Annotated in this window: 24 protein-coding genes and 2 tRNA genes; 19 read left to right on the top strand and 7 right to left on the bottom strand. The window is 31.9% G+C overall.

Going from position 1 to position 26,625, the window contains the following annotated elements:
- Positions 1-118 precede the first annotated feature (118 nt).
- Entirely contained in the window at positions 119-817 is a 699-nt protein-coding gene (locus tag FUA24_RS12655; protein WP_148542843.1) for a LysE family translocator, read from the top strand.
- A gap of 19 nt (positions 818-836) precedes the next feature.
- Here FUA24_RS12655 and FUA24_RS12650 read toward each other — a convergent pair.
- The 3 genes from FUA24_RS12650 to folB form a co-directional block, all read right to left on the bottom strand.
- A tRNA-Cys gene (locus FUA24_RS12650) sits at positions 837-906 on the bottom strand.
- Between the two features lie 68 nt (positions 907-974).
- Positions 975-1,046 (bottom strand) — tRNA-Cys (locus tag FUA24_RS12645).
- Between the two features lie 98 nt (positions 1,047-1,144).
- Complete coding sequence (folB, locus tag FUA24_RS12640) at positions 1,145-1,507, bottom strand: dihydroneopterin aldolase (RefSeq protein WP_148542841.1); 363 nt, start codon at positions 1,505-1,507, stop codon at positions 1,145-1,147.
- A 90-nt stretch (positions 1,508-1,597) separates the two neighbouring features.
- Here folB and FUA24_RS12635 point away from each other — a divergent pair, with 90 nt between their 5' ends.
- The 4 genes from FUA24_RS12635 (at position 1,598) to FUA24_RS12620 (ending at position 5,908) form a co-directional block, all read left to right on the top strand.
- Complete coding sequence (locus FUA24_RS12635; RefSeq protein WP_148542839.1) at positions 1,598-3,598, top strand: glutamine--tRNA ligase/YqeY domain fusion protein; 2,001 nt, start codon at positions 1,598-1,600, stop codon at positions 3,596-3,598.
- A gap of 90 nt (positions 3,599-3,688) precedes the next feature.
- On the top strand, positions 3,689-4,171 hold the full coding sequence (locus FUA24_RS12630) for a DUF1761 domain-containing protein (RefSeq protein WP_148542837.1): 483 nt from the start codon (positions 3,689-3,691) through the stop codon (positions 4,169-4,171).
- A 66-nt stretch (positions 4,172-4,237) separates the two neighbouring features.
- Entirely contained in the window at positions 4,238-5,395 is a 1,158-nt protein-coding gene (locus tag FUA24_RS12625) for a GNAT family N-acetyltransferase (protein ID WP_148542835.1), read from the top strand.
- Positions 5,396-5,407: 12 nt separating this feature from the next.
- Positions 5,408-5,908: a hypothetical protein gene (locus FUA24_RS12620; RefSeq protein WP_246147044.1), complete on the top strand. Its 501-nt coding sequence runs from the start codon at positions 5,408-5,410 to the stop codon at positions 5,906-5,908.
- Between the two features lie 46 nt (positions 5,909-5,954).
- On the opposite strand, the gene FUA24_RS12615 is transcribed toward FUA24_RS12620, so the two are convergent.
- A complete protein-coding gene (locus FUA24_RS12615; protein ID WP_148542833.1) occupies positions 5,955-6,890 on the bottom strand; it encodes an SPFH domain-containing protein in 936 nt (311 codons plus the stop codon).
- Between the two features lie 71 nt (positions 6,891-6,961).
- Here FUA24_RS12615 and FUA24_RS12610 point away from each other — a divergent pair, with 71 nt between their 5' ends.
- The gene (locus tag FUA24_RS12610; protein WP_148542831.1) at positions 6,962-7,645 is read left to right on the top strand and encodes a hypothetical protein; all 684 of its coding nucleotides are present in this window, start codon (positions 6,962-6,964) and stop codon (positions 7,643-7,645) included.
- Between the two features lie 29 nt (positions 7,646-7,674).
- Here FUA24_RS12610 and FUA24_RS12605 read toward each other — a convergent pair whose 3' ends face one another.
- The 3 genes from FUA24_RS12605 to gltX are packed head-to-tail and all read right to left on the bottom strand — an operon-like array spanning position 7,675 to position 10,858.
- Positions 7,675-8,625 carry an SGNH/GDSL hydrolase family protein gene (locus FUA24_RS12605; RefSeq protein WP_148542829.1) on the bottom strand — a complete coding sequence of 317 codons (951 nt, stop codon included), beginning with the start codon at positions 8,623-8,625 and terminating at the stop codon, positions 7,675-7,677.
- A 1-nt stretch (position 8,626) separates the two neighbouring features.
- Positions 8,627-9,346 carry a phytanoyl-CoA dioxygenase family protein gene (locus tag FUA24_RS12600; RefSeq protein ID WP_148542827.1) on the bottom strand — a complete coding sequence of 240 codons (720 nt, stop codon included), beginning with the start codon at positions 9,344-9,346 and terminating at the stop codon, positions 8,627-8,629.
- Positions 9,347-10,858, bottom strand: coding sequence for a glutamate--tRNA ligase (gene gltX, locus FUA24_RS12595; protein WP_148542825.1), 1,512 nt, complete (start codon positions 10,856-10,858; stop codon positions 9,347-9,349).
- An 81-nt stretch (positions 10,859-10,939) separates the two neighbouring features.
- On the opposite strand from gltX, the gene FUA24_RS12590 reads away from it, so the two are divergent.
- From FUA24_RS12590 to FUA24_RS12530, 13 genes are all read left to right on the top strand, one after another.
- A complete protein-coding gene (locus FUA24_RS12590) occupies positions 10,940-14,338 on the top strand; it encodes a DUF4175 family protein (protein ID WP_148542823.1) in 3,399 nt (1,132 codons plus the stop codon).
- Positions 14,331-14,744 (top strand): rRNA maturation RNase YbeY, encoded by a 414-nt coding sequence (ybeY, locus tag FUA24_RS12585; RefSeq protein ID WP_148542821.1) that lies wholly within the window; start codon positions 14,331-14,333, stop codon positions 14,742-14,744. The genes FUA24_RS12590 and ybeY overlap by 8 nt, the downstream gene beginning before the upstream one ends.
- A 128-nt stretch (positions 14,745-14,872) precedes the next feature.
- Positions 14,873-16,744 (top strand): tRNA uridine-5-carboxymethylaminomethyl(34) synthesis enzyme MnmG, encoded by a 1,872-nt coding sequence (gene mnmG, locus FUA24_RS12580; protein ID WP_148542819.1) that lies wholly within the window; start codon positions 14,873-14,875, stop codon positions 16,742-16,744.
- An 89-nt stretch (positions 16,745-16,833) separates the two neighbouring features.
- Positions 16,834-17,394 carry a hypothetical protein gene (locus tag FUA24_RS12575; protein ID WP_148542817.1) on the top strand — a complete coding sequence of 187 codons (561 nt, stop codon included), beginning with the start codon at positions 16,834-16,836 and terminating at the stop codon, positions 17,392-17,394.
- A 49-nt stretch (positions 17,395-17,443) separates the two neighbouring features.
- The gene (locus tag FUA24_RS12570) at positions 17,444-18,289 is read left to right on the top strand and encodes a class I SAM-dependent methyltransferase (protein WP_148542815.1); all 846 of its coding nucleotides are present in this window, start codon (positions 17,444-17,446) and stop codon (positions 18,287-18,289) included.
- A gap of 231 nt (positions 18,290-18,520) precedes the next feature.
- Positions 18,521-19,036: an OmpH family outer membrane protein gene (locus tag FUA24_RS12565; protein WP_148542813.1), complete on the top strand. Its 516-nt coding sequence runs from the start codon at positions 18,521-18,523 to the stop codon at positions 19,034-19,036.
- Positions 19,037-19,156: 120 nt separating this feature from the next.
- On the top strand, positions 19,157-20,047 hold the full coding sequence (locus FUA24_RS12560; RefSeq protein ID WP_148542811.1) for a LytTR family DNA-binding domain-containing protein: 891 nt from the start codon (positions 19,157-19,159) through the stop codon (positions 20,045-20,047).
- Between the two features lie 158 nt (positions 20,048-20,205).
- Positions 20,206-22,578: a TonB-dependent receptor gene (locus tag FUA24_RS12555; protein ID WP_148542809.1), complete on the top strand. Its 2,373-nt coding sequence runs from the start codon at positions 20,206-20,208 to the stop codon at positions 22,576-22,578.
- 4 nt (positions 22,579-22,582) lie between these two features.
- Entirely contained in the window at positions 22,583-23,428 is an 846-nt protein-coding gene (locus FUA24_RS12550; protein WP_148542807.1) for a DUF4249 domain-containing protein, read from the top strand.
- Positions 23,429-23,672: 244 nt separating this feature from the next.
- The gene (locus FUA24_RS12545) at positions 23,673-24,326 is read left to right on the top strand and encodes a head GIN domain-containing protein (protein ID WP_148542805.1); all 654 of its coding nucleotides are present in this window, start codon (positions 23,673-23,675) and stop codon (positions 24,324-24,326) included.
- A 141-nt stretch (positions 24,327-24,467) separates the two neighbouring features.
- The gene (locus tag FUA24_RS12540) at positions 24,468-25,013 is read left to right on the top strand and encodes an RNA polymerase sigma factor (protein ID WP_246147043.1); all 546 of its coding nucleotides are present in this window, start codon (positions 24,468-24,470) and stop codon (positions 25,011-25,013) included.
- Positions 25,010-25,558, top strand: coding sequence for a hypothetical protein (locus FUA24_RS12535; protein WP_148542803.1), 549 nt, complete (start codon positions 25,010-25,012; stop codon positions 25,556-25,558). The genes FUA24_RS12540 and FUA24_RS12535 overlap by 4 nt, the downstream gene beginning before the upstream one ends.
- A complete protein-coding gene (locus FUA24_RS12530; protein WP_148542801.1) occupies positions 25,539-26,624 on the top strand; it encodes a DUF4097 domain-containing protein in 1,086 nt (361 codons plus the stop codon). The genes FUA24_RS12535 and FUA24_RS12530 overlap by 20 nt, the downstream gene beginning before the upstream one ends.
- Position 26,625: the final 1 nt, after the last annotated feature.

Below are 26,625 nucleotides of genomic sequence, written 5' to 3'. Positions count from 1 at the left end.
ATTCATTATAATAAATAAAGCCACTAATTATTAGTGGCTTTTCTTTTTAAATAACAGGACAAAACAATCAGAAAAATCATAAAATATTTAGTTACTTTGTAGTAAGCTTTTTATGGTTATGTTTGATGATATTTTAACAGCTATTCCTTTTGGTATTGTACTTGCCTTTACAATTGGTCCTGTGTTTTTTGTTCTATTAGAAACAGGAGCTACTAAGGGTTTTAAAAGTGCGTTAATATTTGATTTAGGAGTTATTTTAGCTGATATCATTTTTATTTTAGTAGCCTTTTTTAGTACTAAAAAATTATTGGTAAGGGTAAAAGACGATCCTAACTTTTTAATTTTTGGAGGTGTTTTGTTAGTAGTATACGGTATAATTTCATTTGTAAAAACATCCAAATCTTTTAGAGAAATAGTTAGAGAATACCATACTGTTGAGTTAAAGAAAGGTTATGGTAAATTGTTTTTAAAAGGATTCCTTTTAAACTTTATTAATATTGGAGTGTTGTTAGGTTGGGTTGTTTTTATTGCTTTAGCTAATACTCTAACCACATCTAAACATGGTGTAATTATATTTTTAAGTACTATTCTCTTAACCTATTTGTTAGTTGATTTATTAAAAATTATAGTAGCAAAAAGATTAAAAAGCAGACTTACACCAAGGCTAATTTTTAAAACAAAAAAGATAGTAGCTTTAGTTATTTTAGGTTTTGGTGTGTTATTATTGATTCAAGGATTATTTCCAGAAACAATCCAAAAAAATAAAGATAGGATAGAAGAACATATTAAACCTATAAAAGAAAAGCTTCCAGTTTAATTCTGGAAGCTTTTTTTAGAGGCGCCGAATGGATTCGAACCATTGTACCAAGTTTTGCGAACTTGGGCCTACCACTCGGCCACAACGCCTTATAAATGCTTACTAATTAAAGTCCTTGTTTTAGGGAGATAAGAACAAATAGCAAATTAAAATTTTGAGGCGTCAAGCGGATTCGAACCGCTGTAGCAGGTTTTGCAGACCTGTGCCTAAGCCACTCGGCCATGACGCCTTATTCTATTTATTGTTTTTTGCTATTTAAAGTTCTTGTAAGGGAATCAAGAATATGCTGCAAATGTAAAAAAAAATATTACTTTTCATTACTTAATTTTACTTTTTACGTCTATCAGTCATTTTTATCGTTACGTACTCAACATCTCCACCAATAGGAGGGTTAATTTTGCTAACCCAAACCGTTGCTTTTTTTACTAAATTATCTTCATTAAAAATTCTATCTAGTATACGTTTAGCTACTGTTTCTAAAAGCTTGGACGGAATTGCCATTTCTTCTTTTATTATTTTATTTAAAAGAACATAATCTACAGTATCACTAAGTTCATCTGTTTTTGCAGAAGTTTTTAAATCTGCTTTTACTTCTAAATCAACTCTGTATTCACTACCTATTTGCGTTTCTTCTTTTAAGCACCCATGGTAGGCATAAACTCTAATATTTTCAACTTTAATTATACCCATTTTTGTTTTAAATAAACTGAATAGTTATTGGGCTAAAATAGGTTGATTTTCCGTAATTTTACCCCTTATTTGATAGAAATACGATTTAAAATGTCTGAGGAAAGAAAACCACTCAATTTTATCGAGCAAATTATAGAAGAAGATTTAGCTAATGGAATGTCTAGAGATAGTCTGCGTTTTAGGTTTCCACCAGAACCAAACGGCTACTTACATATAGGGCATACAAAGGCTATTGGTATTAGTTTTGGTTTGGGTGAAAAGTATAATGCACCTGTAAATTTAAGATTTGATGATACTAACCCGGCTAAAGAAGAACAAGAATATGTAGATGCTATAAAACGTGATGTAGCGTGGTTAGGTTATCAATGGGATAAAGAACTATATTCTTCAGATTATTTTCAGCAATTATACGACTGGACTATTCAGCTTATAAAGGATGGTAAAGCCTATGTAGATTCACAAACAAGTGAAGCTATGGCAGAACAAAAGGGTACACCAACACAACCGGGAGTTGATAGCCCATTTAGAAATAGAACAGTAGAAGAGAATCTAGACTTGTTCGATAGAATGAAAAAGGGCGAATTTGATGAAGGAGAACATATTCTTAGAGCTAAAATAGATATGAAACATACCAATATGTTGATGCGTGACCCTATTATGTATAGGGTATTAAAAAAGCATCATCATAGAACAGCTAATGATTGGTGTATTTATCCAATGTATGATTGGACTCATGGTGAAAGTGATTATATTGAACAGATTTCTCATTCGTTATGTTCTTTAGAATTTAAACCGCATAGAGAACTATATGATTGGTTCTTAGACCAAGTTGTAGATGCTAATAAACTTAGACCAAAACAACGTGAGTTCGCCCGCCTAAACTTAAGCTACACGATTATGAGTAAGCGTAAGTTATTGCGATTGGTTAACGAAGGGGTTGTTACTGGTTGGGATGATCCGCGTATGCCCACAATTTCTGGATTACGCAGAAGAGGTTATACACCAAATGCTTTAAGAAAATTTGTTGAAACCGCGGGGGTTGCCAAACGAGATAATGTAATAGACGTATCACTACTGGAGTTTTGTATTCGCGAAGATTTAAATAAAACAGCCCCAAGAGTAATGGCTGTTTTAAATCCCGTTAAGTTAGTTATTACCAATTATCCCGAAGATAAAGTGGAATGGTTAGAGGCTGAAAACAATCAAGAAGATGCTTCTGCTGGTTTTAGAAAAGTACCTTTTTCAAGAGAATTATATATTGAAAAAGAGGATTTTAAAGAAGAGGCTAGTAATAAGTTTTTTAGATTAAAACTAGGTGGTGAAGTTAGGCTAAAGAATGCTTACATCATTAAAGCTAACGATGTTGTTAAAGATACTCAAGGGAATATTACTGAAATTCATTGTACCTATTCTGAAGATACATCAAAAAAGGTGAAAGGAACATTACATTGGGTATCTATAGAACACGCTATAAAAGCTCAGGTTAGAGAATATGATAGGTTGTTTATGGATGAAGCACCAGATGGTCATCAGGATAAAGACTTTATGGAATTCATTAACCCTAATTCTTTAAAATTAATTGAAGCTTTTGTAGAACCTAGTTTAAAAGATGCAAAGATTGGTGAAAGATTTCAATTTCAACGTTTAGGTTATTTTAATGTTGATGATGATTCCAGTTTAGATAATATAATCTTTAATAAAACTGTTGGTTTAAGAGACACTTGGGCAAAAAAGAAACCGCAGGTTCAAGCAAATAATCAACATAAACCAAAACCGCAACAACAGCAATCGCAACGCAAACCTATAGATGTAATTAAGCAACTTGGAAAAAAATATACCAATCTTCCAGAGGCTAAACAAGAAAAGTCTAAAGCTGAAATTTTAAAGTTAGCAGAAGAGGTGCGTTATGAAGATTTAGAACCTTTATTTGCAACTGCTGCCAAAAAAGTTGGAACACGTATTGCAACAGCTATTACTTTAGGTGTTTTACTTAAGAATGGTTTAGATAAAAATGAAGTTATAGATGCTTTTATTGCTAAAGCCTTGGAAGATAAAAACGAGTTATTGGTTGCAGAAGCACAAATGCTATAAGATGTTTTAAAGTGGTTATTAAGCTTTAAATCAATTATCTGTAATATTTTTTTGATTATATTTAAGTTCTAACTATAAACTAAAATTATTATGGAATTTAATTTTTTAGCAATTGCGGCGGCAGCTGTATCAGCATTAGTTGTTGGTTTTATTTGGTATAATCCTAAAGTTTTTGGTACTGCCTGGATGAAGGCAGCAGACATGACAGAAGATAAAATGAAAGGGGCTAATATGGGTAAAATTTTTGCCATGGCTTTCATTTTTGCCATTTTACTTGCCTTAGGCATGCATACTTTAACTATTCACCAAATAGGTGCAATGGGTATGGTAGGTGGAGATCTTGAAAATGCATTACCTTCTTATGCTGCGTTTATGTCTGATTATGGAACAGCTCATAGAAGTTTTGGGCATGGAGCATTACATGGTTTTTTTGCTGGAATTTTTGTTGGACTCCCAATTTTAGGAACTAATGCCCTGTTTGAAAGAAAGGGTGCAAAATATATACTTATAAATGCAGGTTATTGGGCAGTAACAATGGCAGTTATGGGAGCAATTATTTGTGGTTGGCATTAAAGATTTTGTAATTTTATAACATAAATAAAGACTGAAGTGTTTTAACTTCGGTCTTTTTATTTTTAGTTGATTAGTTTTAAAATATATAATTCTGTATCCAGTATCCCCGAAGCTTGGGATAACTTACCTGTTAAGGATATTTTTCTTAAAACATCATTTTTAAAAGGCTTGGAGGAATCCACACCAAGTAATATTTCCTCTTATTTTGTTGGGGTATTTAAAGGGGAGTCTTTGGCTGGTATAGCTATTATTCAGCGTGTGGAAATGTATTTAGATGATGTTTTTAGAGACGCTTCAAATTCTTTTGTAAAACAAATAGGGAGGCAGTTGGTTTCTAAATTTGTTAGAGGTAATGGATTAGTTGTTGGCAATTTAATGCATACGGGTCAGCATGGAATTTGGTATAATTCTGAAGTAATTTCTCAAATAGTATTTTTAAATACGGTTAAGAATGCTATTAACGAGCTTTCAGTTTATATTAAAAAAACTTTCAATAAGAAAGTTAGAATCATTGTCTTTAAAGATTATTTTGAAGATGAGGAAATTCACAATGATGCAAGTTTTTTTAAAAAAGAAAATTTATACAAAGTACAAGTACAACCCAATATGTTGTTTAATGTAAATGGTTCTTGGACCTGTTCTGAAGATTATGTTAAAGCATTTAATAAGAAGTATAAAAGACGGTATAAAACTGCCAAAAAGAAATGTACCGATTTAATATGTAAGGAATTGGATTTAGACTTCATTAAAACGCATTCTAATGAACTTTTTGAACTTTACGCAACAGTATCAGATAATGCTAGAGTAAACTCCTTTAAACTAGCTAAAAATCATTTTGTGAGCTTAAAAGAACATTTAAAGGATAACTTTAAAGTTTTTGGTTATTTCTTAAATACAGAATTGGTTGGTTTTTATTCTTTAATTAAAAATTACGATACGTTAGAGACTTACTTTCTTGGTTATAATAAAACGTTGCAACGTAAACATCAAATGTATTTAAACATGCTTTTTAACATGGCATGTTTTGGTATAGAGAATAATTTTAAAACCATTGTATATGCAAGAACAGCTATGGAAATAAAGAGTTCCATTGGTGCCAAACCTTATGCTATGAGTGTTTACTTAAAACATACCAATCATGTTATTGCTAATACTGTATTAAAATGCGTTGTAAAATATATGAATCCTATTAGAACGTGGGAAGAGAGGCATCCGTTTAAATAATAAAATAAGGCTATGAAAAAATTTGTTTTAATCTTTTGTTTGTTACCTGGTTTTATGCTTTCGCAGAACATGACCAATGAGAAGCTTCAAGAAATTTATACTGAGGTAAGTGATTCTATTGTTGGTAACTTAGGAAGCTGGCAGTTTTATATTAAAAAGGTTCCTATTGTTTGCATTACAGATAGCACGCATAATAGAATGCGCATTATTTCTCCAATTGCCGATTCAGAAACTTTAAATAATGAGTTAATTAGAGCATGTTTAGTAGCTAATTTTCATACGGCTTTAGATGTTAAGTACGCTGTATCTGAAGGTGTTTTGTGGTCTGTCTTCATTCACCCATTAAAAGAACTTTCAGAACATCAGGTAAAAGATGCGGTAAGTCAAGTGTATCAGGCCAATTTAAATTTTGGAACTACATTTTCTAGTACGAGCTTAACATTTCCAGGAAGAAAGAATGATAAAAGAGAAGTGGAGAAAGAGAAGAAAAAACCTAAACTAAGAAAGTTATAATTAAAAAGCCCTCTAATTCTAGAGGGCTTTTGTTTTAGGAGTTTAATTATTCTTCTTCTTTTTTCTTGTTCTTTTCTGCTTTTTTCATGGCTTCACCAATTTGATTACTAGCAGTAAAACTTGCTACCATATTGTTAAGCATATCGCTTCCTGCTTGTGGTGAATTAGGTAATAAAATTAAATTACTATTAGTTTCTTCACCTATAGACTGAAGCGTATCATAGTGCTGCGTTACTACAATAAGTGCCGAAGCTTCTTGACTGTTAATACCAACACGGTTAAGAACTTCCACAGACTCTTCTAAACCACGAGCAATCTCTCTACGTTGGTCTGCAATACCTTGACCTTGTAAACGTTTACTTTCTGCTTCAGCTTTTGCTTTTTCAACAATTAAAATACGTTGTGCATCACCTTCATACTGTGCAGCAATTTTTTCACGTTCTGAAGCATTAATTCTATTCATTGCAGCTTTTACTTGAGCGTCTGGATCAATATCAGTTACAAGTGTTTTAATAATGTCATAACCATATTCCATCATTGCATCGTTTAATTCAGATTTTACAGCAATTGCAATATCATCTTTTTTAACAAAGACATCGTCTAATTTCATTTTTGGTACTTCTGCACGCACCACATCAAATACATAAGATGTAATTTGATCATGTGGATAATCTAGTTTATAGAATGCCTCGTATACTTTCTCTCTTATTACTTTGTATTGAACAGATACTTTTAAACGTACAAATACATCATCTAAAGTTTTAGTTTCAACAATTACATCTAACTGTTGAATTTTTAAACTTAATTTACCTGCAATTCTATCTACAATTGGAATTTTTAGTTGAAGACCAGAATGACGAATGCTTTGAAACTTACCAAAACGTTCAATTATAGCTGCTGTTTGTTGCTTAACAATAAAGAACGCAGAGATAAAAATAATAAGCCCGAAAAAAATAATTGGATAAATAAGATAGGATCCCATAACGATAAATTAAATGGTTAAAATAATGTGTTACTAATTTAAGTTATATTTACGCTTTAACCCAAAAGACTATGAAAAAAATACAACTTTTCTTATTAGTAGCAATTTCTATAAGTTTTGTTACAAAAAGTTTTTCTCAACGCGGTAGATATAGGATTTCTAATGGTATTGCAATTACCGGAGGAATAACTCAGTTTAATATTTCTACAGACAATTTTGTGACAGAGCAAGGTAGTGGTTTTTCAGGAGGCTTTTTTTCAACAGTAGATATACCTCATCAATGGTATAATATTTCTTTTGGTTTTCAGTTTGCCGAAAATAATTTTGGAATTTCTGCCAGACCAACTATGACTGATACTACTAACGAATTCCTAGATTATAAAATAATGATGGCACAAGCGGCTTTGTTAATGAACATAAAGGTTATAGATGATTATTTTACAATTGATGTTGGACCAATGCTGCAGTATGGAGGAAAGTTAGAACTTAAAGAGGAATCTAAAGCTAATTACTACATTAATAATTATTCTAATATAACAGCCGATGCTATATCTAATATTTCCAGATTTAATATTAATGGGGCAGTGGGGGCTTCGGTAGGAATTAGAAACTTTAAACTTAGAGCACAATACGTTTATGGTTTCACCAATATTTTGAAAAAACTCGAAGATGAAAGTTTAGATACCTCTGGAGGAAATGATAGATTTAAAGGAAATCAAAATATGCTATTTTTAGGAGCAATGATTTCGTTTTAATTTAGGTAACATCTGGAATTTCTAGGATCTTAGTTTTTATTTAATAGCGCACTAATTCGCACATCAAAGTCAGTAACATGTTTTTGTGTAGGAGCTATATCATCTAATGTAACGGTGTCTTTTTTTACATAACCAATATAGCGCAACCAACCATTAGATCGTATTGCTCTTCGTTTACTTACCAAATTAAAAAGTGTATCATTTTTTAAATCACCCAGTTCGGTTTTAGCATCTTTAATAGTTATCTCTGGGTATAGGTCGTTTAATATCTGCTTTGCCATATAAAAATGACCAATTTTGTTAGGATGAATACCATCAGGAATAAAGGTAGAATCAGGATAATTAGATTTTAGCTTTTCTAGTTCGGTACCCATGAATTTATGAAGGTTAATAGTTTGGACACCCTTAATAGTAGTTAACCAATTGGCGTAAGTTTTAAGTACATTATTATAATGTGCATAAGGTTGTTTATAAGAGTAATTCGTACTGTTTTCAGTGACTTTTTTTCTACTAGCATCAAATGGCGTAGGTGTGATTAATACGAACTCGGAACCTGTTGCTTCTACCTTCTTTTTTAATTTAAGAATACCGTTTTTATAATTATGGAATCTTATACTGTCTAGTTCAGAATATATACCATCGTTCATACCGTAGCAAGCTAAAACTAAATCTGGTTTAGTTGTTTCTAATGCTTTATCTAATCGAGTATGAATGCATGGTCTTGGAAAAGCATGGTCAACTTCAGAATCTCCAGAAGCGGTCTCACTAGATAAACCAATACTAATTATATTTAAGGTATCCTTTGGATAACTTTTTCTAAGATAGTATTCTAAAAAATCTACATAAGTTCCGTTTTGTGTTATACTGTTTCCTAAGATTAAAACCTTTTTATTGTGAAGGGTTAGATTTAATTCACTTGGTTTAGATTGGTTACAAGAAAGGATTAGTACTATTGAAATTAATAATATAAAGTGTTTCATATTAAATTATTTTTAATTTTTCTGACCAATTTAATGGTTTACTTAATTCTTGATGGTTAAACTCCAAATGAATTACACGCCTTTGTTCTTTGTTAGTAGTTTTATTGGAGGCATGTAAAATTAAAGGTTTCATTAGCATAACACCACCTTTTTTAACTGAACATATTTGGGGTTGTTGTGTATGCCAATGTTTGGAATCTTTTCTAATTACTCCATTTAGGTGCGATTTTGGAATTACATTTAAAGCACCATTATGAGCATTGGTATGATCTAAATGTATGCGCAATGTTATAGTATCTTCTAGAATTTTAGTTGGAGGTTGTACACCATATTGCTCTTTTTTGAAAGTCCAGTTAATGTAGTTTTCTACTTCAGCTTTCTTATCAACAGAGATACTTAAATCTTGATGATAGGGAACAAACCAATTTGAATTTTCAGGTTTGTCGAAATAAATAGCTTTGGTTAGAAAATAAGTTGAGTCGAATAAATAGTTTAATAAGCCTAAAAGGTTGTTATTAAACAGGAGAGGATACAACTGCGGAATAGTTCTAAGGAGTTGCCTTATAGCGTATACATCTTGGTTGTGTTGTACTGAATGCGAATTAAGAGAAACGTTATCTATACAATTGGAAATGGAATTTAACTCATGTTCTGAATATACATTAGCCAAAATAGAATAGCCTATTTCATTGACTTCTATTTTGGCTTTTTCTAAATTCATTTATAAGGATGCTATAACAGCATTAATACGTTTAACAGTTTCATTTTTGCCAATCATGTAAATAATATCAAAAACATCTGGTCCTTGTAACGCACCTACTAAGGCTAGTCTAAGCGGCATCATAACTTTACCAAATCCAATGTCGTTATTGGTTATCCAACCCTTAATGGTGTTTTGAAGATTTTCTACTGTAAAGTCTTCAGTATTGTTTACAAGTTCAGCAACTGTTGTTAAAATGTCTTTTGTACCTTCTTTGAATGCCTTTTTAGAGGCTTTTTCATCATAACTTGCTGGAGCTTCAAAAAAGAAACTACTCAATTCCCAAAGGTCACTTACAAAAGAAGCACGTTCTTTTATTAAACTAACCACCATTTCGATATAGTTTACATCTATATCTTTTAACTCAGGTTGAGATTGCTTATAACGTTCCGCAATTAACGCATCGTTTTGCTGTTGCATATAATGATGGTTAAACCATTTAATCTTATCTGGATCAAATCTGGCACCTGCCTTATTTACTTTCTCTAAATCGAATGCCTGTGTTAGTTCTTCTAAGCTAAATAGTTCTTGTTCTGTACCAGGATTCCATCCTAGGAATGCTAAGAAATTTACTACTGATTCAGAAAAGTAGCCATCTTCTTTATAACCCCTTGATACTTCATTAGATTTTGGATCGGTCCACTCTAAAGGAAACACAGGGAACCCTAATTTATCACCATCACGTTTGCTTAATTTCCCTTTTCCTGTTGGTTTTAATATTAGTGGTAAATGTGCAAATTGTGGAGCTTCCCATCCTAAAGCATCGTACAATTGGTAATGTAATGCTAATGAAGGTAACCATTCTTCTCCACGGATTACATGAGTGATTTCCATTAAATGATCATCAACAATATTAGCTAGGTGATAGGTAGGCATACCATCGGCCTTAAACAAAACTTTATCATCAAGAATGTTTGTATCAATTTTTATGTCACCTCTAACAATGTCTTTTAAATGCAAGGTTTCATCTTGTGGCGATTTAAAACGAATAACATAATCTTCGCCGGAGTCAATTTTAGCTTTTACCTCATCCGAAGAAAGAGCTAAAGAGTTACTTAGTTTTTGTCTATTATGCCAGTTGTAAATAAATGTTTTTCCATTAGCTTCATGATCTTTTCTATGAGCATCTAATTCTTCAGCTGTATCAAAAGCATAATAAGCGTTGCCACTTTCAATAAGTTGTAGAGCATATTGTTTGTACAGCGCTTTGCGTTCACTTTGTCTATATGGACCAAATTTTTCGTTTTTATTAGGGCCTTCATCAAACGGCATTCCACACCAATTTAGGGCATCAATTATATATTGTTCGGCGCCTTCAACATATCTGTTTTGATCTGTATCTTCAATACGTAAAATAAAATCACCACCATGTTTTTTGGCAAATAAATAGTTGAATAAAGCAGTTCTAACACCGCCAATATGTAAAGGTCCAGTAGGGCTTGGTGCGAAACGCACGCGAACGTTTTTGGTCATACTAAGTTTTAAATTTACCGCAAAGATACAATTAACACATTATTATAAACACTGTTATAAATAAAATTGTAGTTTAGTGTTATGCAAAGTTTTAAAGCCATACAAGGTAAGTTAGAAGCGTTTATAAGACGCTATTATATTAACGAATTACTTAAGGGAAGCATTTTATTTTTCGCCATAGGATTGCTATATTTTTTATTCACACTTTTTATTGAATATGTGCTATGGTTAGGAACAGGATCTAGAACCATTTTGTTTTGGCTTTTTGTTGTTGTAGAACTGTTTCTATTGGGTAAGTTTATTGTGTTACCAATTGCTAAGTTGTTAAAGCTTAAACAAGGTATTAATTACTTAGATGCGTCTAGAATTATTGGAAATCATTTTCCAGAGGTAAAAGATAAGTTACTTAATATCCTACAACTAAATAGCAGTGATGAACAATCTGAATTGTTACTTGCAAGTATAGAGCAAAAGTCTGTAGAATTAAAACCAATTCCTTTTAGGTTGGCAGTTAATTTCAAAGAAAATGTTAAGTACTTAAAATATGCCGCAATACCTATTCTAATTTTACTGGTTACTTTTTTGACTGATAATCTAAATTGGTTTAGTAAAAGTTATGATAGAGTAGTGCATTATAAAACCTTTTATGAGCAACCAGCGCCTTTCCAATTTTTAGTGGTTAATGAGGTTTTACAAACTGTAGAAAATAAGGATTATAAATTGCTCGTAAAGACTACAGGTGATGTTTATCCAGAAAACGTTCAAGTAAAGTATGATGGGGAAACTTATTTTTTAAAACAAACAGAATTAGGTGGATTTGAGTATGATTTTATCCAACCTAAATCATCTTTAGAGTTCCAACTGGTGGCCAATGAGGTTACTTCTAAGTTCTATAATTTGGAGGTTATTAAGGCACCTTCAATTCTTAATTTCGAAATGGTTTTGGATTATCCTGGTTATACGAATAAAAGAGACGAAGTTTTAAAAGGAACGGGAAACACTATTGTTCCTGAAGGCACAAAAGTTACATGGAATTTAAATACCAATGCAACAGATTATGTAAACTTATTTGCCAAAGATACAGTTAGATTTGATAAACATGAAAATGGACGTTATACTACGTTCAAGAATGTAAAAAATGCGCTGGATTATAAAATTAGTACAAACAATAAAGATTTAACGAACTATGAAAATCTTTCGTTTAGAATAGATGTTGTAAAGGATAGATATCCTGAGATAGATGTCGAAGTAAAAGTAGATAGTTTAGATAATCAGACACTTTACTTTTTTGGTCAAGCTAATGATGATTATGGTTTTAGTAAGTTACAATTGGTGTATTATCCAGTAGAAGATGAAGCCAATAAAAGCATTAAAGAAATAACGTTTAATAATTCTAATGTAACAGAGTTCTTAAGTGCATTTCCAGATGATATAAATGTGCTAGAAGGGGTTGCTTATAATCTTTATTTTCAAGTTAGAGATAATGACTATTTAAACGGTTATAAGAGTGCAAAAAGTAAAGTATTTAGTTATAGAAAAAGGACTAAGGCAGAAGAGGAAAGGAAACAACTAAATGATCAAAGTAATACCATAAATCAACTTAATAAATCTTTAGATAAGTTTAAATCTCAGGAGAAGACCTTAAAGGAAATTACACAGACACAAAAGGAAAAACCTAATTTAAATTTTAATGATAAAAAGAAGTTTGAATCTTTTTTACGTAGGCAGCAGGAACAGGATGAAATGATGAAAAACTTCAATAAGAAACTGAAGGATAATTTAAAGGAATTTCAAAAGGATAGGGAAGATGATGCATTTAAGAAGGATTTACAAAAACGGCTTGAAGAGAATGAAAAACAACTGACAAAAGACGAAAAACTTTTAAAGGAACTTGAGAAGATTCAAGACAAAATTAACAAGGAGCAGCTTGTAAAAAAATTAGAAGAATTAGCTAAGCAAAATAAAAACAAAAAAAGAAGTCTGCAGCAACTTTTGGAATTAACTAAGAGGTATTACGTTGAGAAGAAGCTGGAAAAATTAAAAGACGATTTGCAAAAAATGGCCTCAGATCAAGAGAAGTTGTCGAATGAAGAGGAAGAGAATACTTCTGAAAAGCAGGATGAACTTAACAAAGCATTTGAAGATTTTAAAAATGATTTAGAGGAGTTAAAGAAAGAGAATAAAGATCTTAAAAAACCTTTTGAAATACCACAGGATAAACTGGAGGAAAATGAAATTCAAAAGGAACAGAATAAGGCATCAGAGGAGTTGAAGAATTCAGAACGAGAAACATTACCAGAGGGTGCTCCAGAAGATGCAAAAGAAAAGCAAAAACAACATAAGAAAAGTGCTCAGAAAAGTCAAAAGAATGCTGCCAAGAAAATGAAACAAATGAGCCAACAAATGCAGTCTAGTATGCAATCTAATTCTGGTGAGCAAATGCAAGAGGATATGGATATGTTAAGACAGATTTTGGATAACCTTGTTTTATTTTCTTTTGATGAAGAAGCGCTTATGAATAGTTTCAAATCTATAGATGTTAATCATAGTAAGTTCGCCTCGCACTTAAGAAAGCAACATAATTTAAAAGAGCATTTTGAACATATTGATGATAGCTTATTTGCATTGTCTTTACGCCAACCTAAGTTATCCGAGAAGGTGAATAAGGAGATTACAGAGGTGTATTTTAATATAGATAAGGCTATAGATTTGTTAGCAGAGAACCAATTATATCAAGGTGTAGCAAACCAACAATTTGCGGTTACAGCTACAAATAATCTTGCTGATTTTCTAAGTGATATTTTGGATAATATGCAAGAGAATATGAATATGTCGGCTGGTAAGGGTAAGGGAGATGAACAATTGCCAGACATCATTATGAGTCAAGAACAGTTGAATCAAATGATGAAAGATGCAGCAAATAAATCAAAACAAAAGGGAAAGAAAAAAGAAGGGGAAAGTGAAGGAGAGTCTAAAGAAGGAAACAAGAAGGATGGAACGGATGGAGAAAAGAAACCTGGTGAAAAGGGGAGTGAAGGCGAAGGTGAATCCGATCAATTTAACGAAGACTTAAATGGTGAACTTTTTGAAATTTATCAAAGGCAACAGGAGTTACGAGAGTCGTTGCAAAAGGAAATAGAAAAGCAAGGTTTGGGTTCAAAAGGAAATAGATTAATTAAGCAAATGGAGGATGTAGAGTTAGATCTTTTAAATAAAGGATTTACGAATCAAACCTTACAAAAAATGCTTAATCTTAAACATGAATTAATGAAATTAGAAAATGCGGTTTTAGAACAAGGAAAGGATGATAAAAGAGAATCTAAAACTAATAAGGACACCTATAATTCTAATTCAAAAAATGCTATTCCAAAGGCTAAGGAATATTTCAAGACTATTGAAATATTAGATAAACAAGCTGTACCTTTGCGGGGAATTTACAAAAAGAAAGTACAGGAGTATTTTAATAAAACAAATGATTAATTTTAATTACGAAACAGAGTTTAAACTTCAGGAAGAGGACAATTTAAGGATTTGGATAGCGGGGTTAATTAAGGCTGAAGGTTTCAAATTAGAAGAAATTAATTATGTGTTTTGTGATGATATTTACCTGCACAAACTTAACGTTGAGTTTCTTAACCACGACACCCTTACTGATATTATTAGCTTCGACTATACTGTTGGAAAACTCATACAGGGTGATATATTTATTTCTGTTGAACGGGTAAGGGATAACGCTAATGATTTTAACACGGACTTTATGAATGAGCTACACAGGGTTATGGCGCATGGGGTATTGCATTATTGCGGTTATAAGGACAAAACAAAAGATGAGAAGTCTACTATGAGAGCTAAAGAAAACGAATACTTAGCTGCTCTTAAATCTTAATTATTTTCACAGTATATTTGCACTGATTTTATGAGGTGTGTTCCACGTGGAACATAAGGAGTCTATTCAATTGAATTTATGTAATATGTAATATGTTCCACGTGGAACGTATGATAATGTATTGAGTTATGTTTAACGAAGTTTACGATGTAATAGTAGTTGGAGGTGGGCACGCAGGAAGTGAAGCTGCTGCGGCAGCGGCTAATATGGGAAGTAAGACATTGTTGGTTACAATGAACTTACAGAACATTGCACAAATGTCTTGTAATCCAGCCATGGGTGGAATAGCAAAAGGTCAAATTGTTAGAGAGATTGATGCCCTTGGTGGTTATAGCGGAATTGTTTCTGATACCTCAGCTATTCAATTTAAAATGCTGAACAAGTCTAAAGGTCCAGCTATGTGGAGTCCTAGAGTGCAGAGTGATAGAATGCGTTTTGCAGAAGATTGGCGAATGCTTTTAGAGCAAACAGAAAACCTAGATTTTTATCAAGAGATGGTGTCTGGATTGCTTATTGAAGGCGATAGGGTTGTAGGTGTAAAAACATCACTTGGTGTAGAGGTAAAAGCTAAATCTGTAGTGCTTACTAATGGTACTTTTTTAAATGGCTTAATACATATAGGTGATAAGAATTTTGGTGGTGGTAGAGCAGGTGAAAAAGCTGCTACAGGAATTACAGAACAGCTTGTTGATTTAGGTTTTGATTCGGGCAGAATGAAAACGGGAACACCTCCAAGAGTTGATGGTAGGTCATTAGATTTTTCTAAAATGATAGAACAACCGGGAGATGATAATCCTGAGAAATTCTCTTATTTAGATATTACAAAATCTTTAGACAAGCAACGATCTTGTCACATGTCTTACACAAGTCCTTTGGTGCACGATTTACTTCGTGAAGGTTTTGATAGATCACCTATGTTCAACGGAAGAATTAAAAGTTTAGGACCAAGATACTGTCCGTCTATAGAAGATAAAATAAATCGTTTTGCAGATAAAGATAGACATCAATTGTTTGTTGAACCGGAGGGATGGAATACCGTTGAATATTATATTAACGGGTTTTCTACATCGCTACCCGAGGATGTTCAATTTAAAGCATTACGTTCGGTGGCAGGATTTGAAAACGTAAAGTTCTTTAGACCTGGATACGCAATTGAGTATGATTATTTCCCTCCAACACAATTAAAGCATACTTTAGAAACAAAGTTGGTTAATGGGTTGTATTTCGCTGGACAAATTAATGGAACTACAGGTTACGAGGAAGCCGCTTCTCAAGGTTTAATGGCCGGTATCAATGCAAGTTTAAAAGTTCAAGAAAAAGAAGCGTTTACTTTAAAAAGAGACGAGGCTTATATTGGTGTTTTAATAGATGATTTAATTACTAAAGGAACTGAAGAACCATATAGAATGTTTACATCAAGGGCTGAGTATAGAACATTGCTTAGACAAGATAATGCCGATTTAAGATTAACACCAAAGGGTTATGAATTAGGTTTGGCTTCTGAAAAGCGTTTAAAACGTATGGAAGAAAAGCATGAAGCTGCAAAACAATTTGTGTCATTTTTTGAAACCACTAGTGTAAAGCCAGAAGAGATTAATCCAATTTTAGAAAGTAAAAATTCTTCGCCTGTTAAACAGTCCGGGAAATTGTTTAAGGTATTTGCTAGACCTAATATTGAAATGGAGGATATTAGAAAAGTAAATAGTGTTGAGCGTTATATTGAGGAATACAATTTGGATAGGGAAGTGATAGAGCAAACAGAAATTCAGGTTAAATATTCTGGATATATAGCTAAGGAAAAGAATAATGCTGATAAGTTAAATAGGTTGGAGTATGTAAAAATCCCAGCTAATTTTGATTATTCTCAGATTAAATCTATGAGTTTTGAGGCTCGTGAAAAATTAAAGAAGATTCAACCTACAACCGTTTCTCAAGCTTCACGAATTAGTGGGGTATCTCCAAATGATATTTCTGTGTTACTGGTTTATATGGGGAGATAAATTCGCGAAAAGTTTTGAACTTTTTGAAATTATTTAAAAAACATCACCTAATGTTCCACGTGGAACAATAAAAAATAATTTAGTATTTAATGAAAAACTTAACCTTAGTTTTGTGCTTTTGCTTTGCAATCTTAATCTCCTGTAAAGCAGAAAAGGATAGCCTTAACTTAGCTAAAGTGTATTATGATGTTTTAAATACTAAAACCTTTTCTAAAATACCAAGCCTTATTGGAGACAGTATAGTAACAAAAGAACTAAGCTATACAAAAGTGTTTTCTCAAGAAGATTATATAGAATTATTAAAATGGGATTCTGTATTTAATTCAGAATATGAAATTCTAAAAATCGAAAAAGAACAAGACTATATTAAAGCTCAAGTTTCACAAAAGGATAGAAGAATACTTTTTTTAAATGAAACGCCAATTGTAACCAATCAGATTTTAAGATTTAAAAACAGTAAAATTTCTAATGTTGAAATCGTAGAATATATAGTTTTTAATGATTCCATTTTTAGTAACAATAGAACTAAACTTTTAAATTGGGTTGAAAGCAATCATCCAGAACTTAATGGGTTTATATTTGATCAAACAAAACTAGGTGCTATAAAATATGTAAAGGCAATTGATCTTTATTTGCAATCAAACAAATAGGAAGTTATATGTCGTTTTTATTAAATAAAAAATAGAGACTAAATAAGATATGTACTTAAAAGTAAAAGACCATTCCGTTTCTGGAGAAGTATTCGAATTAATAGAAAACCCAGAATACGGTTTCTTAGAAACACGTCCGCAACCTTCAAAAGAAAAACTTCCAGAATATTACGAGAGCGAAGATTACATTTCTCATACAGACACTAAACGCAATCTTTTTGAGAATGTTTACCATTTGGTAAGAAGCTTTACCTTAAACAAGAAAGTAAAACTTATTAATTCATTTATTGAAAAACCTTCAAGTGAAAAAAGATTATTGGACATTGGTTGTGGTACAGGAGACTTTTTACATGCAGCTCAAAAAAATGGGTGGATAGTTTCCGGAATTGAACCAAATGATGATGCAAGAGCTATAGCCAATAAAAAAACAAATAACTCAGTTTTTAATATTGAACAGCTTTTGGAATTTCATGAGCATTCTTATGATGTAATTACACTTTGGCATGTTTTAGAACATTTACCAAACCTTGAAGAGCAAGTAAACCTTTTAAAGAAATTATTAAAACCTGGTGGACGACTTATAATTGCGGTACCAAATTATAAAAGTTATGACGCCCAACTTTACAAAGAATTTTGGGCGGCCTATGATGTTCCAAGACATCTTTGGCATTTTAATAAAACATCAATTTCAGGTTTGTTTTCTAAAATTTCTATGAATGTTGAAAAAATAAAACCAATGTGGTTTGATGCGTTTTATGTTTGTCTGTTATCAGAAAAATACAAAACCGGAAAAATGAATTTTATAAAAGCCTTTTTTAACGGATTCGTTTCAAATTTTAAAGCTTTGTCCACAAAAGAGGTCTCTTCTCTCATTTATATTATAAAAAACAGCTAATTTTTATTTTAATATGCTCCTTTTGTGTTTTTATACTGTGCAAAAGGTATTTGTGTTGTCAATTTTTAAAAGTGCCTTAAATCGCTTTATTTGGGTTTGTTTTTTATAAGTATTTCCAATGTTTTAAATTTATAATGATAAATTTTGCTTATAGTTAGAAATTTTTACTTTTTACAGTTTCTAAACTTTAGTTTTTTACATTTGTCTGGATCTAAAAAAAATCAAATCATCATGAAAAAAATAGTTTACCTTCTTTTAGTAGCTTTAGTTTTTACATCTTGTCAAAAACAAAAAAAAATTGGGTTTGTAGATAATGGAACTTTAATTAATGATTACCAAGAGAAAAAAGACTTAGAAGAAAAATTTAAAGGGTTAGAGGATACCTTTAAGAAAAAAACGGATAGTATGAGTCAAGCATTCCAATTGGAAGTACAACAGACACAATTAAAGGCTCAGAAATCTTCTAGGAAAAAAGCTCAGGAATTAATGGGTGGATTACAGCAAAAACAATCTTTATTACAACAACAAATTCAATTTGAGCAAAATCAAATAGCGCAATCTTTTCAAACGGAGATAGACTCTTTAATTATAAAAGTAAAAGACTTTGTTAAAGATTATGGTAAAGCTAATCAATATGACTTTATTTTAGGAACTAGTGAAGGCGCTGCATCTGTTCTTTATGGTAAAGATGAAACAGATTTAACACAAAGCATTTTGGATGCTTTAAATGCTGAGTACAAAAAATAAACTCAGTTAAATATCTGATAATCAATATTTTAAACCCTGTTGAACTAAAATTTAACAGGGTTTTTTATTTACAATAAGTACTTTGTTTTGTCGTTTACAAAATGTAACTAACCAAAAGAAATGAAGATTAGAACTTTTTTAGACCAGCCTTTTTCATTTTTTAATACAAACAAAAGGAAGTGGTTGTATATTTTAAGTTCTACAATTTTTGCCCTAGTATTCTTAGTATTATTTCAACCCTACGGACTCTCTGAGGAAATTGCCAATCCGGTAAATTCCAAATCTAGTATCCTTCTTTTTTTTCTATCTATTTCGGTTACAACATTTATTGGATTATCATTCTCTCAGTTTTTTGGAAGAAAATGGTTGGGTTATGAGTATGTAAGTATTAGAAAATACATTGGATGGTTCTTTATAGAAGCACTAGGAATGACTTTCTTAAGTTTCCTTTTTTCCTTTGTTATACCAGATTTAGGTAATGATTTTGAAAAAGAACTGAACATCATTTTTCAAATTAAAGTCTATTTCAAGGCCTTTTTCATCTTACTTTTTCCTTTTTTTGGATGCATTCTTTATATAATTATAAAGGATTTGAATTATGAAATAAATGAACTAGAGGAACAACTAAACCGATTCAAAAATAGCTACAATGAACACCAAAAGGATGAGTTGGTAATATTTAAAGACGAAAACAATAACGTTGATTTTTCGGTTGATTTAAGAAACTTTCTTTTTGTTGAATCTAGTAATCAGTACATACTTGCTTATTATGTGTTAGATGGTATGGTAAAAAAACATATCATAAGAAATAGAATGAAAACCTTCTTATCTCAAGTAGAAAAATTACCTATCATTCAATGCCATAGATCGTATTCTGTAAACCTTTTAAATGTTAAACATAAGGTTAGAAGAGAGGGAAAACAATTCCTTTCCATCAATGTTTCTGAACCATTATTAGTACCTATTTCTAAATCTTATACGGAGGTCATCAATAAAGCCTTGTCTAAATAGACATCATTTCACTCCAAAAAAAATAATTTCACTCCAAAACCCTTCTGTTTACAGTGTTTTTGAAAATATTCGCAAAAAATTTGTGTTGAACATGCAACCATTAAAGTAATGGGTTGTCTTTAAAAATGTCAATCAATTGTAATCAAAAAACGAACAGAATGAAACAATCGCTTTTAGGCTTTTGCCTATTATTTACATGTTTATTAACCGCTCAAAACTTCACAGTAAGAGGTAAGGTTAAAGATGCTAAAAACGGAGAAACCCTTATGGGAGCCACCGTATTTTTAAAAGGAACAACTAACGGTGCAATTACCAATAATTATGGCTTTTATTCGCTTACTGCGGCAAACGGTAATTACACCTTGGTTGTATCCTATATGGGCTATCAAGAGATTAAGAAGGATATTAACCTTAATGAAAACTTAGAATTAAATTTTGAATTAAATGAGCTGTCAGAGACGCTAGACGAAGTTGTAATTACAGCAGATGAGCCAGAGCGCATTAGTATTAAAAAACCTCAGATGAGTGTCTCTAAACTTAAAGCATCTACTATAAAACAAATGCCCGCTGTTTTAGGAGAAGTAGATGTCATTAAATCTATTCAAATGTTGCCTGGTGTAACTAACAATGGCGAAGGCTCCCCCGGGTTTAACGTTAGAGGTGGAGCGGTAGATCAAAACTTAGTACTGCTAGATGAAGCCATTATCTATAACACATCTCACTTTTTCGGGTTTTTCTCCGTGTTTAATAACGATGCTATTAAAGATGTTAAGCTTTATAAAGGCGATATTCCAGCCAATTTTGGTGGTAGAATTTCTTCTGTATTAGACATACATCAAAAGGATGGTAATAGTAAGAATTTTGAACTTAATGGAGGCATTGGTTTAATATCTAGTAGGTTAACTGCAGAAGCCCCATTATTTAAAGATAAAGGGTCTTTTTTAATAGCTGGTCGCTCTTCTTACGCGCACCTCTTTATGAAAGCCTCTGAGGAGTTAAAAAACGATAAAATTTCGTTCTATGACTTAAATCTAAAAACCAATTATAGTATAAACAAAAACAACAAACTATACCTATCTGGGTATTTTGGAAGAGACGTTTTTGCCATAGATAAGATTATGGAAAACAATTATGGAAATGCCTCAGGTAACCTACGTTGGAACCATATTTTTAATGATAAGTTATTTTCTAATCTATCTTTAATTTACAGTAAATATGATTATCAAATAGTATTAGACTTTGTGGAGTTGGATTGGATTGCAGATATAGTTAACTACAATCTTAAGTACGATTTCAAATACTATTTAAACAACAAAATAAAGCTAGATTTTGGACTAAGCAGTATTTACTATAATCTAAATCCTGGTGAAGTAAAACCAACCTCGCCAACCTCTCCTATTAACTATTTAAAACTAGATCAAAAAAGAGCTTTAGAAAGTGGTGCTTATATAAGTGCTGAACATAAAATTTCTGATAAGTTAACAGCCCAATATGGACTTAGATTAAGTAGATTTAGTCGTTTAGGAGGGCAACCGATGACTAATTATGTAAACGGAACACCTGTAGTTTACAACAGTACTTTTGGGATTTACGAAGAAGGACAAGCTATTGATGAAACAGATTTTAAGAAAAGCGAAAGCATTAAAACATACAATAACTTAGAGCCAAGGTTTGGATTATCATATCAACTAAACCCAGAATCCTCTATAAAAGCTAGTTATACTAGGTCTGCACAATATTTACATTTATTATCTAACACGTCTTCTGTAACACCTGTTGATGTGTGGACGCCAAGTGGAAAGTTTATTAAACCTCAATTATCAAATCAGTATGCCGCAGGGTATTACAAAAATTTTAAAGACAAAAAATATTCTTTAGAATTAGAGGCGTATTACAAAAATGTTGATAACAGAATTGATTATATAGATGGTTCTAACCTTATAGGAAATAATAATATTGAAACCGAAATTTTAAACGGAGAGGCTAGATCTTACGGTTTGGAGTTTTTATTAAGAAAGAACACAGGGAAATTAACGGGGTGGTTAGCCTATACTTTATCTAAATCTGAACAAAGAACATTGGGAGGAAAGGCTGGTGGTCCCGGTATAAATGAAGGTAACTGGTACAACACCCCTTATGATAGAACACATGATGTGTCTCTAACAGGTGTTTATAAATTTAACGACAGATGGAGTTTTAGCGCTAACGCAGTATTTCAAACAGGAAGACCTGTTACCTATCCAAGTGCACAGTATGAGTATGAAGGTCTATCCATAGCAAGTTTTAGCGATAGAAACGAGAGTAGGTTACCGGCTTATCATAGACTAGATTTATCGGCAACGTATAAGCCAAAGAAAAATTTAAATAGAAGACTACAAGGTGAATGGGTATTTGGTATTTATAATGCTTATAACCGTAGAAATGCGGCTTCTATTTCCTTCCTTCAAAATCAAGATACAGGCGTTAATGAAGCCTCAAGATTATCGATTTTCGGAATCATACCATCAATAACGTATAACTTTAAATTTTAATTAAATGAAAACCTATATAAAATCACTAGTTGTATTACTTTTTATAACTATTACTGCCTGTGAAGATGTTGTAGATGTAACTGTCCCAACAGCAACACCAAGATTAGTAATAGAAGCTTCTTTAGATTGGCAAAAAGGCACAACAGGAAACGAACAGATCGTAAAATTAAGCACGTCTACACCTTACTTTGATAGTAATAGAAATAACCCCGTTACCAATGCTACGGTTACTGTTACCAATGTAAATAGCGGTGTTATGTACAACTTCGTAAATCAGAATAATGGAACTTACAGTATAAATAATTTCGAGCCAGTTTTAGGCAATACCTATAATCTAGAAATAGTATATAATAATGAAACATATACAGCTTCAGAAACACTTGTTTCGGTGTCACCTATAAAAAGAGTAGAACAATCTATAGACGGTGGTTTTGATGATGAGGTATTAGACGTTTCTATTTTTTGGGATGACCCAGTAGATGAAGAGAATTATTATTTATTGAGGTTTTATGAGCAAGGCGATATTGTTCCTGTGCTAGAGACACAACAGGATGAATTTGTAAACGGAAATGAATTAGATGAATTCTTTGAAAAAGAAAGTGACGATTCAGATGAATTTGAGGAGTTTAATCCGGGTGATGTTGTTGAAATGAGTTTATACGGCATTTCCAAGCAATATGATCATTATATAAACATACTTATAGAACAATATGATGCCGCTGGAGATCCTTTTAGTACTATTCCTGGTAAATTAAAGGGTAATTGTATTAATCAAACCAATCCAGAAAATTTCGCTTTTGGGTATTTCAGGCTTTCAGAATTTGATACTGTAACGTATACATTTCAATAAATTGGGTAATTAGGTAAAGATACACTGGTTTATATTTTTTGAGCTTTTTGATACGTACTGGTTGGTTGAGAAACCAGTGTATCGGTTACCCGTAATACGCCAATTTTATAAGGAATAAGTGTTATTCTGAATACATACAGTAAACAAATATTCCCGCTTAATAATAAACTTAAACTATTAAACATATGTAGAAATTCAAGCACTTCATAATCAAACTAAATCATCAATCAAAAACATCACAATCATGAAAACAATTCACATTTTTTATTTACTTGGCGCATTAGTATTATTACTATCATCATGCTCCATAGACCTTATTAAAGCTTCTTCAGACATTACTTCAGAAGAACGTGTGGTAACCAGCTTCAATGCTGTAAAAGCCTCAAATGACATCGAAGTCGTTATTAAAAAAGGGAACACACATACTGTAGAAGTTACAACCAGTCATAATCTTCAAGAACACGTAAAAACCTCTGTAAAAAATGGAGTTTTATACCTAGAATTAGACAAAATAGTTAGAAAGCTTAAAGAACTACGTGTTGATATAACGATGCCTGAGATTTCAAAAATAACCTTATCCTCAGATGCATTCGGAAACGTTACAGGCTTTGAAAACATGGATTCTTTTAATGTAACTGTATCAAGTGATGCCTTTCTACTGCTTTCTGGATCTTCAAATAATATGAACATAAAAGCAAGTAGTGATGCTAGAATAGAGGCGTTCGATTTTAAAACGCAAAATTGCAACGTTGCATGTTCCTCAGACGCTAGTGTATCAATTACATGTTTAAATGCCTTAAACGGCTCTGTAAGCAGCGATGGGTCATTGTACTATAAAGGTACTCCTAGCATAAATGTTCAAACCAATAGCGATGGGGTTTTAATTAATGCCAATTAAAATTTATTTTTCTTTCTCGTGCAACCCTTTTAATTTTAGCTTGTCTATATAAATGAATCAAGACTAGAAGTATTGAATTTATCCTGGTAAAACAGGGAATAACCACATCTCGATTATCGAGTTAGCCATTACAACTTTATAGTGAGTAACGCCATATTATTTACACATAAAGATCTCATTGAACGCAGTAAGCAAGGAGATGCCAAAACACAATATAAGCTCTATGCATTATACGTAGATGCTATGTTTAATGTGTGTATGCGTATGGTTAAAATTCGAGAAGATGCAGAAGATGTGCTTCAAGAAAGTTTTATTGAGGCCTTTAAAAAACTAGAAAGTTTTAGATATGAGAGCACTTTTGGTTCCTGGCTAAAACGTATTGTAATTAATAGAAGTATTAATCATCTTAAGTCAAAAAAAATGCCACTAATTGCTATTGAAGATAATGATTATTGGATTCAAAATAATGACGAGGAAAACAAAGAGAATATAGATTTAGATATCAGTAAAATTAAGCGAGGTATTGAGTCTTTACCCCAAGGCTACCAAACCATAATTAATTTATATCTAATAGAAGGTTATGATCATGTAGAGATAGGTGAAATTTTGGGTATTAATGTATCCACATCTAAATCGCAGTATCACAGAGCAAAAAAGAAGTTAACAGAAATTATGCAGGACATATGAGAGATGAATTTGAAAAATATGTTGAAAGTCAAAAGTCAGAATTTGATGTTCACAGTATAGATGAGAGCGATAAGTTAAGGCTTTGGAGCAATATAGTTACAGAAGTTGCCAAGCCAGAGCCAAAGGTTATTCCGCTTTGGAAAAAGCCAGCATTTAAAGTGGCCGCTAGTATTATATTGCTATTAGGTATAACCTTATTTTTTGCTAACCCTATAGACTCTGCAAATGAAAGTAGTTTTGCCAACCAAGAACTAAATGATATTGATAATCATTATAAGCTTTTAGTGAACAACCAGATAGAATTAATTAAAAATAACAATTACCTATCTGAAAAAGATAGAGCCGATTTTTTAACACTTATAGACGATTTAGATAGCGAATACGAAACCCTTAAAAAAGAGCTTAAACTTGGTATTAACAACCAAAAAATTATTGAAGCTATTATCAATAACTATAGAAAGAAAATTAAACTCATGGAAGACTTGTTGAACAGATCATATCCTCCTACTAATAATACCCTAGACGATGAAGCAATTATTCTATAAAACAACTATTAATACCCTTTTGGTATTAATGACCTGTGTTGCTTTTGGGCAAAACAAGGTCAGTAAAGAAATTAAAGAAACAGCAAGACTTTCCAACAATGGTCAATTGTTCATTGAAAACAAATATGGCGATGTCTTTATTGATGGGTGGACTAGAGAAACTATTGAAATAACCGTTGAGATTGAGGCTAAAGGAAGAAACCTGGAAAAAGCCAAAGAGCTTCTTAATAGAATTAATCCCGAGATTGAAACTTCTGGAAATGTTGTTATGGTAAAATCTCATATTTCAGAAAGAGAACAAGGCTTTTTTAGTCGCTATATCAAAAAGGTAGATGCTTTTAATGCAGAAAAAACAAACACCAATATTAACTATAGAATTTATTTGCCAAAACGAGCAGAGATTGAAGTCATAAATAAATATGGCGATGTGGTTATTACAAATTGGGAAGGTACTTTAAAAGCCGATGTAGAACATGGCGATTTAAGAATAACAGATGCCATTTCTAACGCAAATATTTCTATAAAATATGGGCACTTAAAAGCAAGTAGTTTAAGTAATGTGTCAATAAATGCTAAATCTGGTACTTTAACAATTGATGCTTCAGATAGAATGAAATTAGAATCCGACGGTTCCGAAATTCGCTTTGAAGATATTAAGAACCTAGAGTTGTATTCAAATAAAGACAATATTGATGTAACTAAGGTGGGTAAAATCTCTGGAGATATTAAATATTCAACCGTGGCATTAGATAGTTTGGTATCTAAAGCAAATTTAGAATTACATTTGGCAGAATTAAGAGTACGCCAGTGTAGTGAAGTGCCAACACTTAATATTAACCAGAATACATCCGAAGTGTATGTTAATATTGCCAATTCTAATTTCGACTTTACAGCAAAGTTAGAGCAGGGGGTACTTAGAATCCCTAAAACTATGAAGAATATAGTGAGCAAGGTTATTGATGAAAAGAATAAGGTAAGGAATGTTAAAGCCAATTATGGTACTGCTAATCAAGGTATTATTGATGTTGTTGGGTACAAAGGCTTAATTATTTTAAAAGAACTATAAA

The sequence above is a fragment of the Seonamhaeicola marinus genome (assembly GCF_008085455.1).
Note: the sequence above shows the minus strand (reverse complement) of the source record. Positions and strands in the feature narration are given on the sequence as shown.

Excerpts from the sequence above, each read along its gene's own strand:
- FUA24_RS12590 (WP_148542823.1), top strand. The coding sequence starts at position 10,940 with ATGCAAAGTTTTAAAGCCATACAAGGTAAGTTAGAAGCGTTTATAAGA.
- FUA24_RS12560 (WP_148542811.1), top strand. The coding sequence starts at position 19,157 with ATGAAGATTAGAACTTTTTTAGACCAGCCTTTTTCATTTTTTAATACA.
- FUA24_RS12550 (WP_148542807.1), top strand. The coding sequence starts at position 22,583 with ATGAAAACCTATATAAAATCACTAGTTGTATTACTTTTTATAACTATT.
- FUA24_RS12555 (WP_148542809.1), top strand. The coding sequence starts at position 20,206 with ATGAAACAATCGCTTTTAGGCTTTTGCCTATTATTTACATGTTTATTA.
- FUA24_RS12655 (WP_148542843.1), top strand. The coding sequence starts at position 119 with ATGTTTGATGATATTTTAACAGCTATTCCTTTTGGTATTGTACTTGCC.
- FUA24_RS12630 (WP_148542837.1), top strand. The coding sequence starts at position 3,689 with ATGGAATTTAATTTTTTAGCAATTGCGGCGGCAGCTGTATCAGCATTA.
- FUA24_RS12530 (WP_148542801.1), top strand. The coding sequence starts at position 25,539 with ATGAAGCAATTATTCTATAAAACAACTATTAATACCCTTTTGGTATTA.
- FUA24_RS12535 (WP_148542803.1), top strand. The coding sequence starts at position 25,010 with ATGAGAGATGAATTTGAAAAATATGTTGAAAGTCAAAAGTCAGAATTT.
- FUA24_RS12600 (WP_148542827.1), bottom strand. The coding sequence starts at position 9,346 with ATGAATTTAGAAAAAGCCAAAATAGAAGTCAATGAAATAGGCTATTCT.
- FUA24_RS12545 (WP_148542805.1), top strand. The coding sequence starts at position 23,673 with ATGAAAACAATTCACATTTTTTATTTACTTGGCGCATTAGTATTATTA.
- folB (WP_148542841.1), bottom strand. The coding sequence starts at position 1,507 with ATGGGTATAATTAAAGTTGAAAATATTAGAGTTTATGCCTACCATGGG.
- FUA24_RS12605 (WP_148542829.1), bottom strand. The coding sequence starts at position 8,625 with ATGAAACACTTTATATTATTAATTTCAATAGTACTAATCCTTTCTTGT.
- FUA24_RS12635 (WP_148542839.1), top strand. The coding sequence starts at position 1,598 with ATGTCTGAGGAAAGAAAACCACTCAATTTTATCGAGCAAATTATAGAA.
- mnmG (WP_148542819.1), top strand. The coding sequence starts at position 14,873 with ATGTTTAACGAAGTTTACGATGTAATAGTAGTTGGAGGTGGGCACGCA.
- FUA24_RS12570 (WP_148542815.1), top strand. The coding sequence starts at position 17,444 with ATGTACTTAAAAGTAAAAGACCATTCCGTTTCTGGAGAAGTATTCGAA.
- gltX (WP_148542825.1), bottom strand. The coding sequence starts at position 10,858 with ATGACCAAAAACGTTCGCGTGCGTTTCGCACCAAGCCCTACTGGACCT.
- FUA24_RS12575 (WP_148542817.1), top strand. The coding sequence starts at position 16,834 with ATGAAAAACTTAACCTTAGTTTTGTGCTTTTGCTTTGCAATCTTAATC.
- ybeY (WP_148542821.1), top strand. The coding sequence starts at position 14,331 with ATGATTAATTTTAATTACGAAACAGAGTTTAAACTTCAGGAAGAGGAC.
- FUA24_RS12615 (WP_148542833.1), bottom strand. The coding sequence starts at position 6,890 with ATGGGATCCTATCTTATTTATCCAATTATTTTTTTCGGGCTTATTATT.
- FUA24_RS12620 (WP_246147044.1), top strand. The coding sequence starts at position 5,408 with ATGAAAAAATTTGTTTTAATCTTTTGTTTGTTACCTGGTTTTATGCTT.
- FUA24_RS12610 (WP_148542831.1), top strand. The coding sequence starts at position 6,962 with ATGAAAAAAATACAACTTTTCTTATTAGTAGCAATTTCTATAAGTTTT.
- FUA24_RS12565 (WP_148542813.1), top strand. The coding sequence starts at position 18,521 with ATGAAAAAAATAGTTTACCTTCTTTTAGTAGCTTTAGTTTTTACATCT.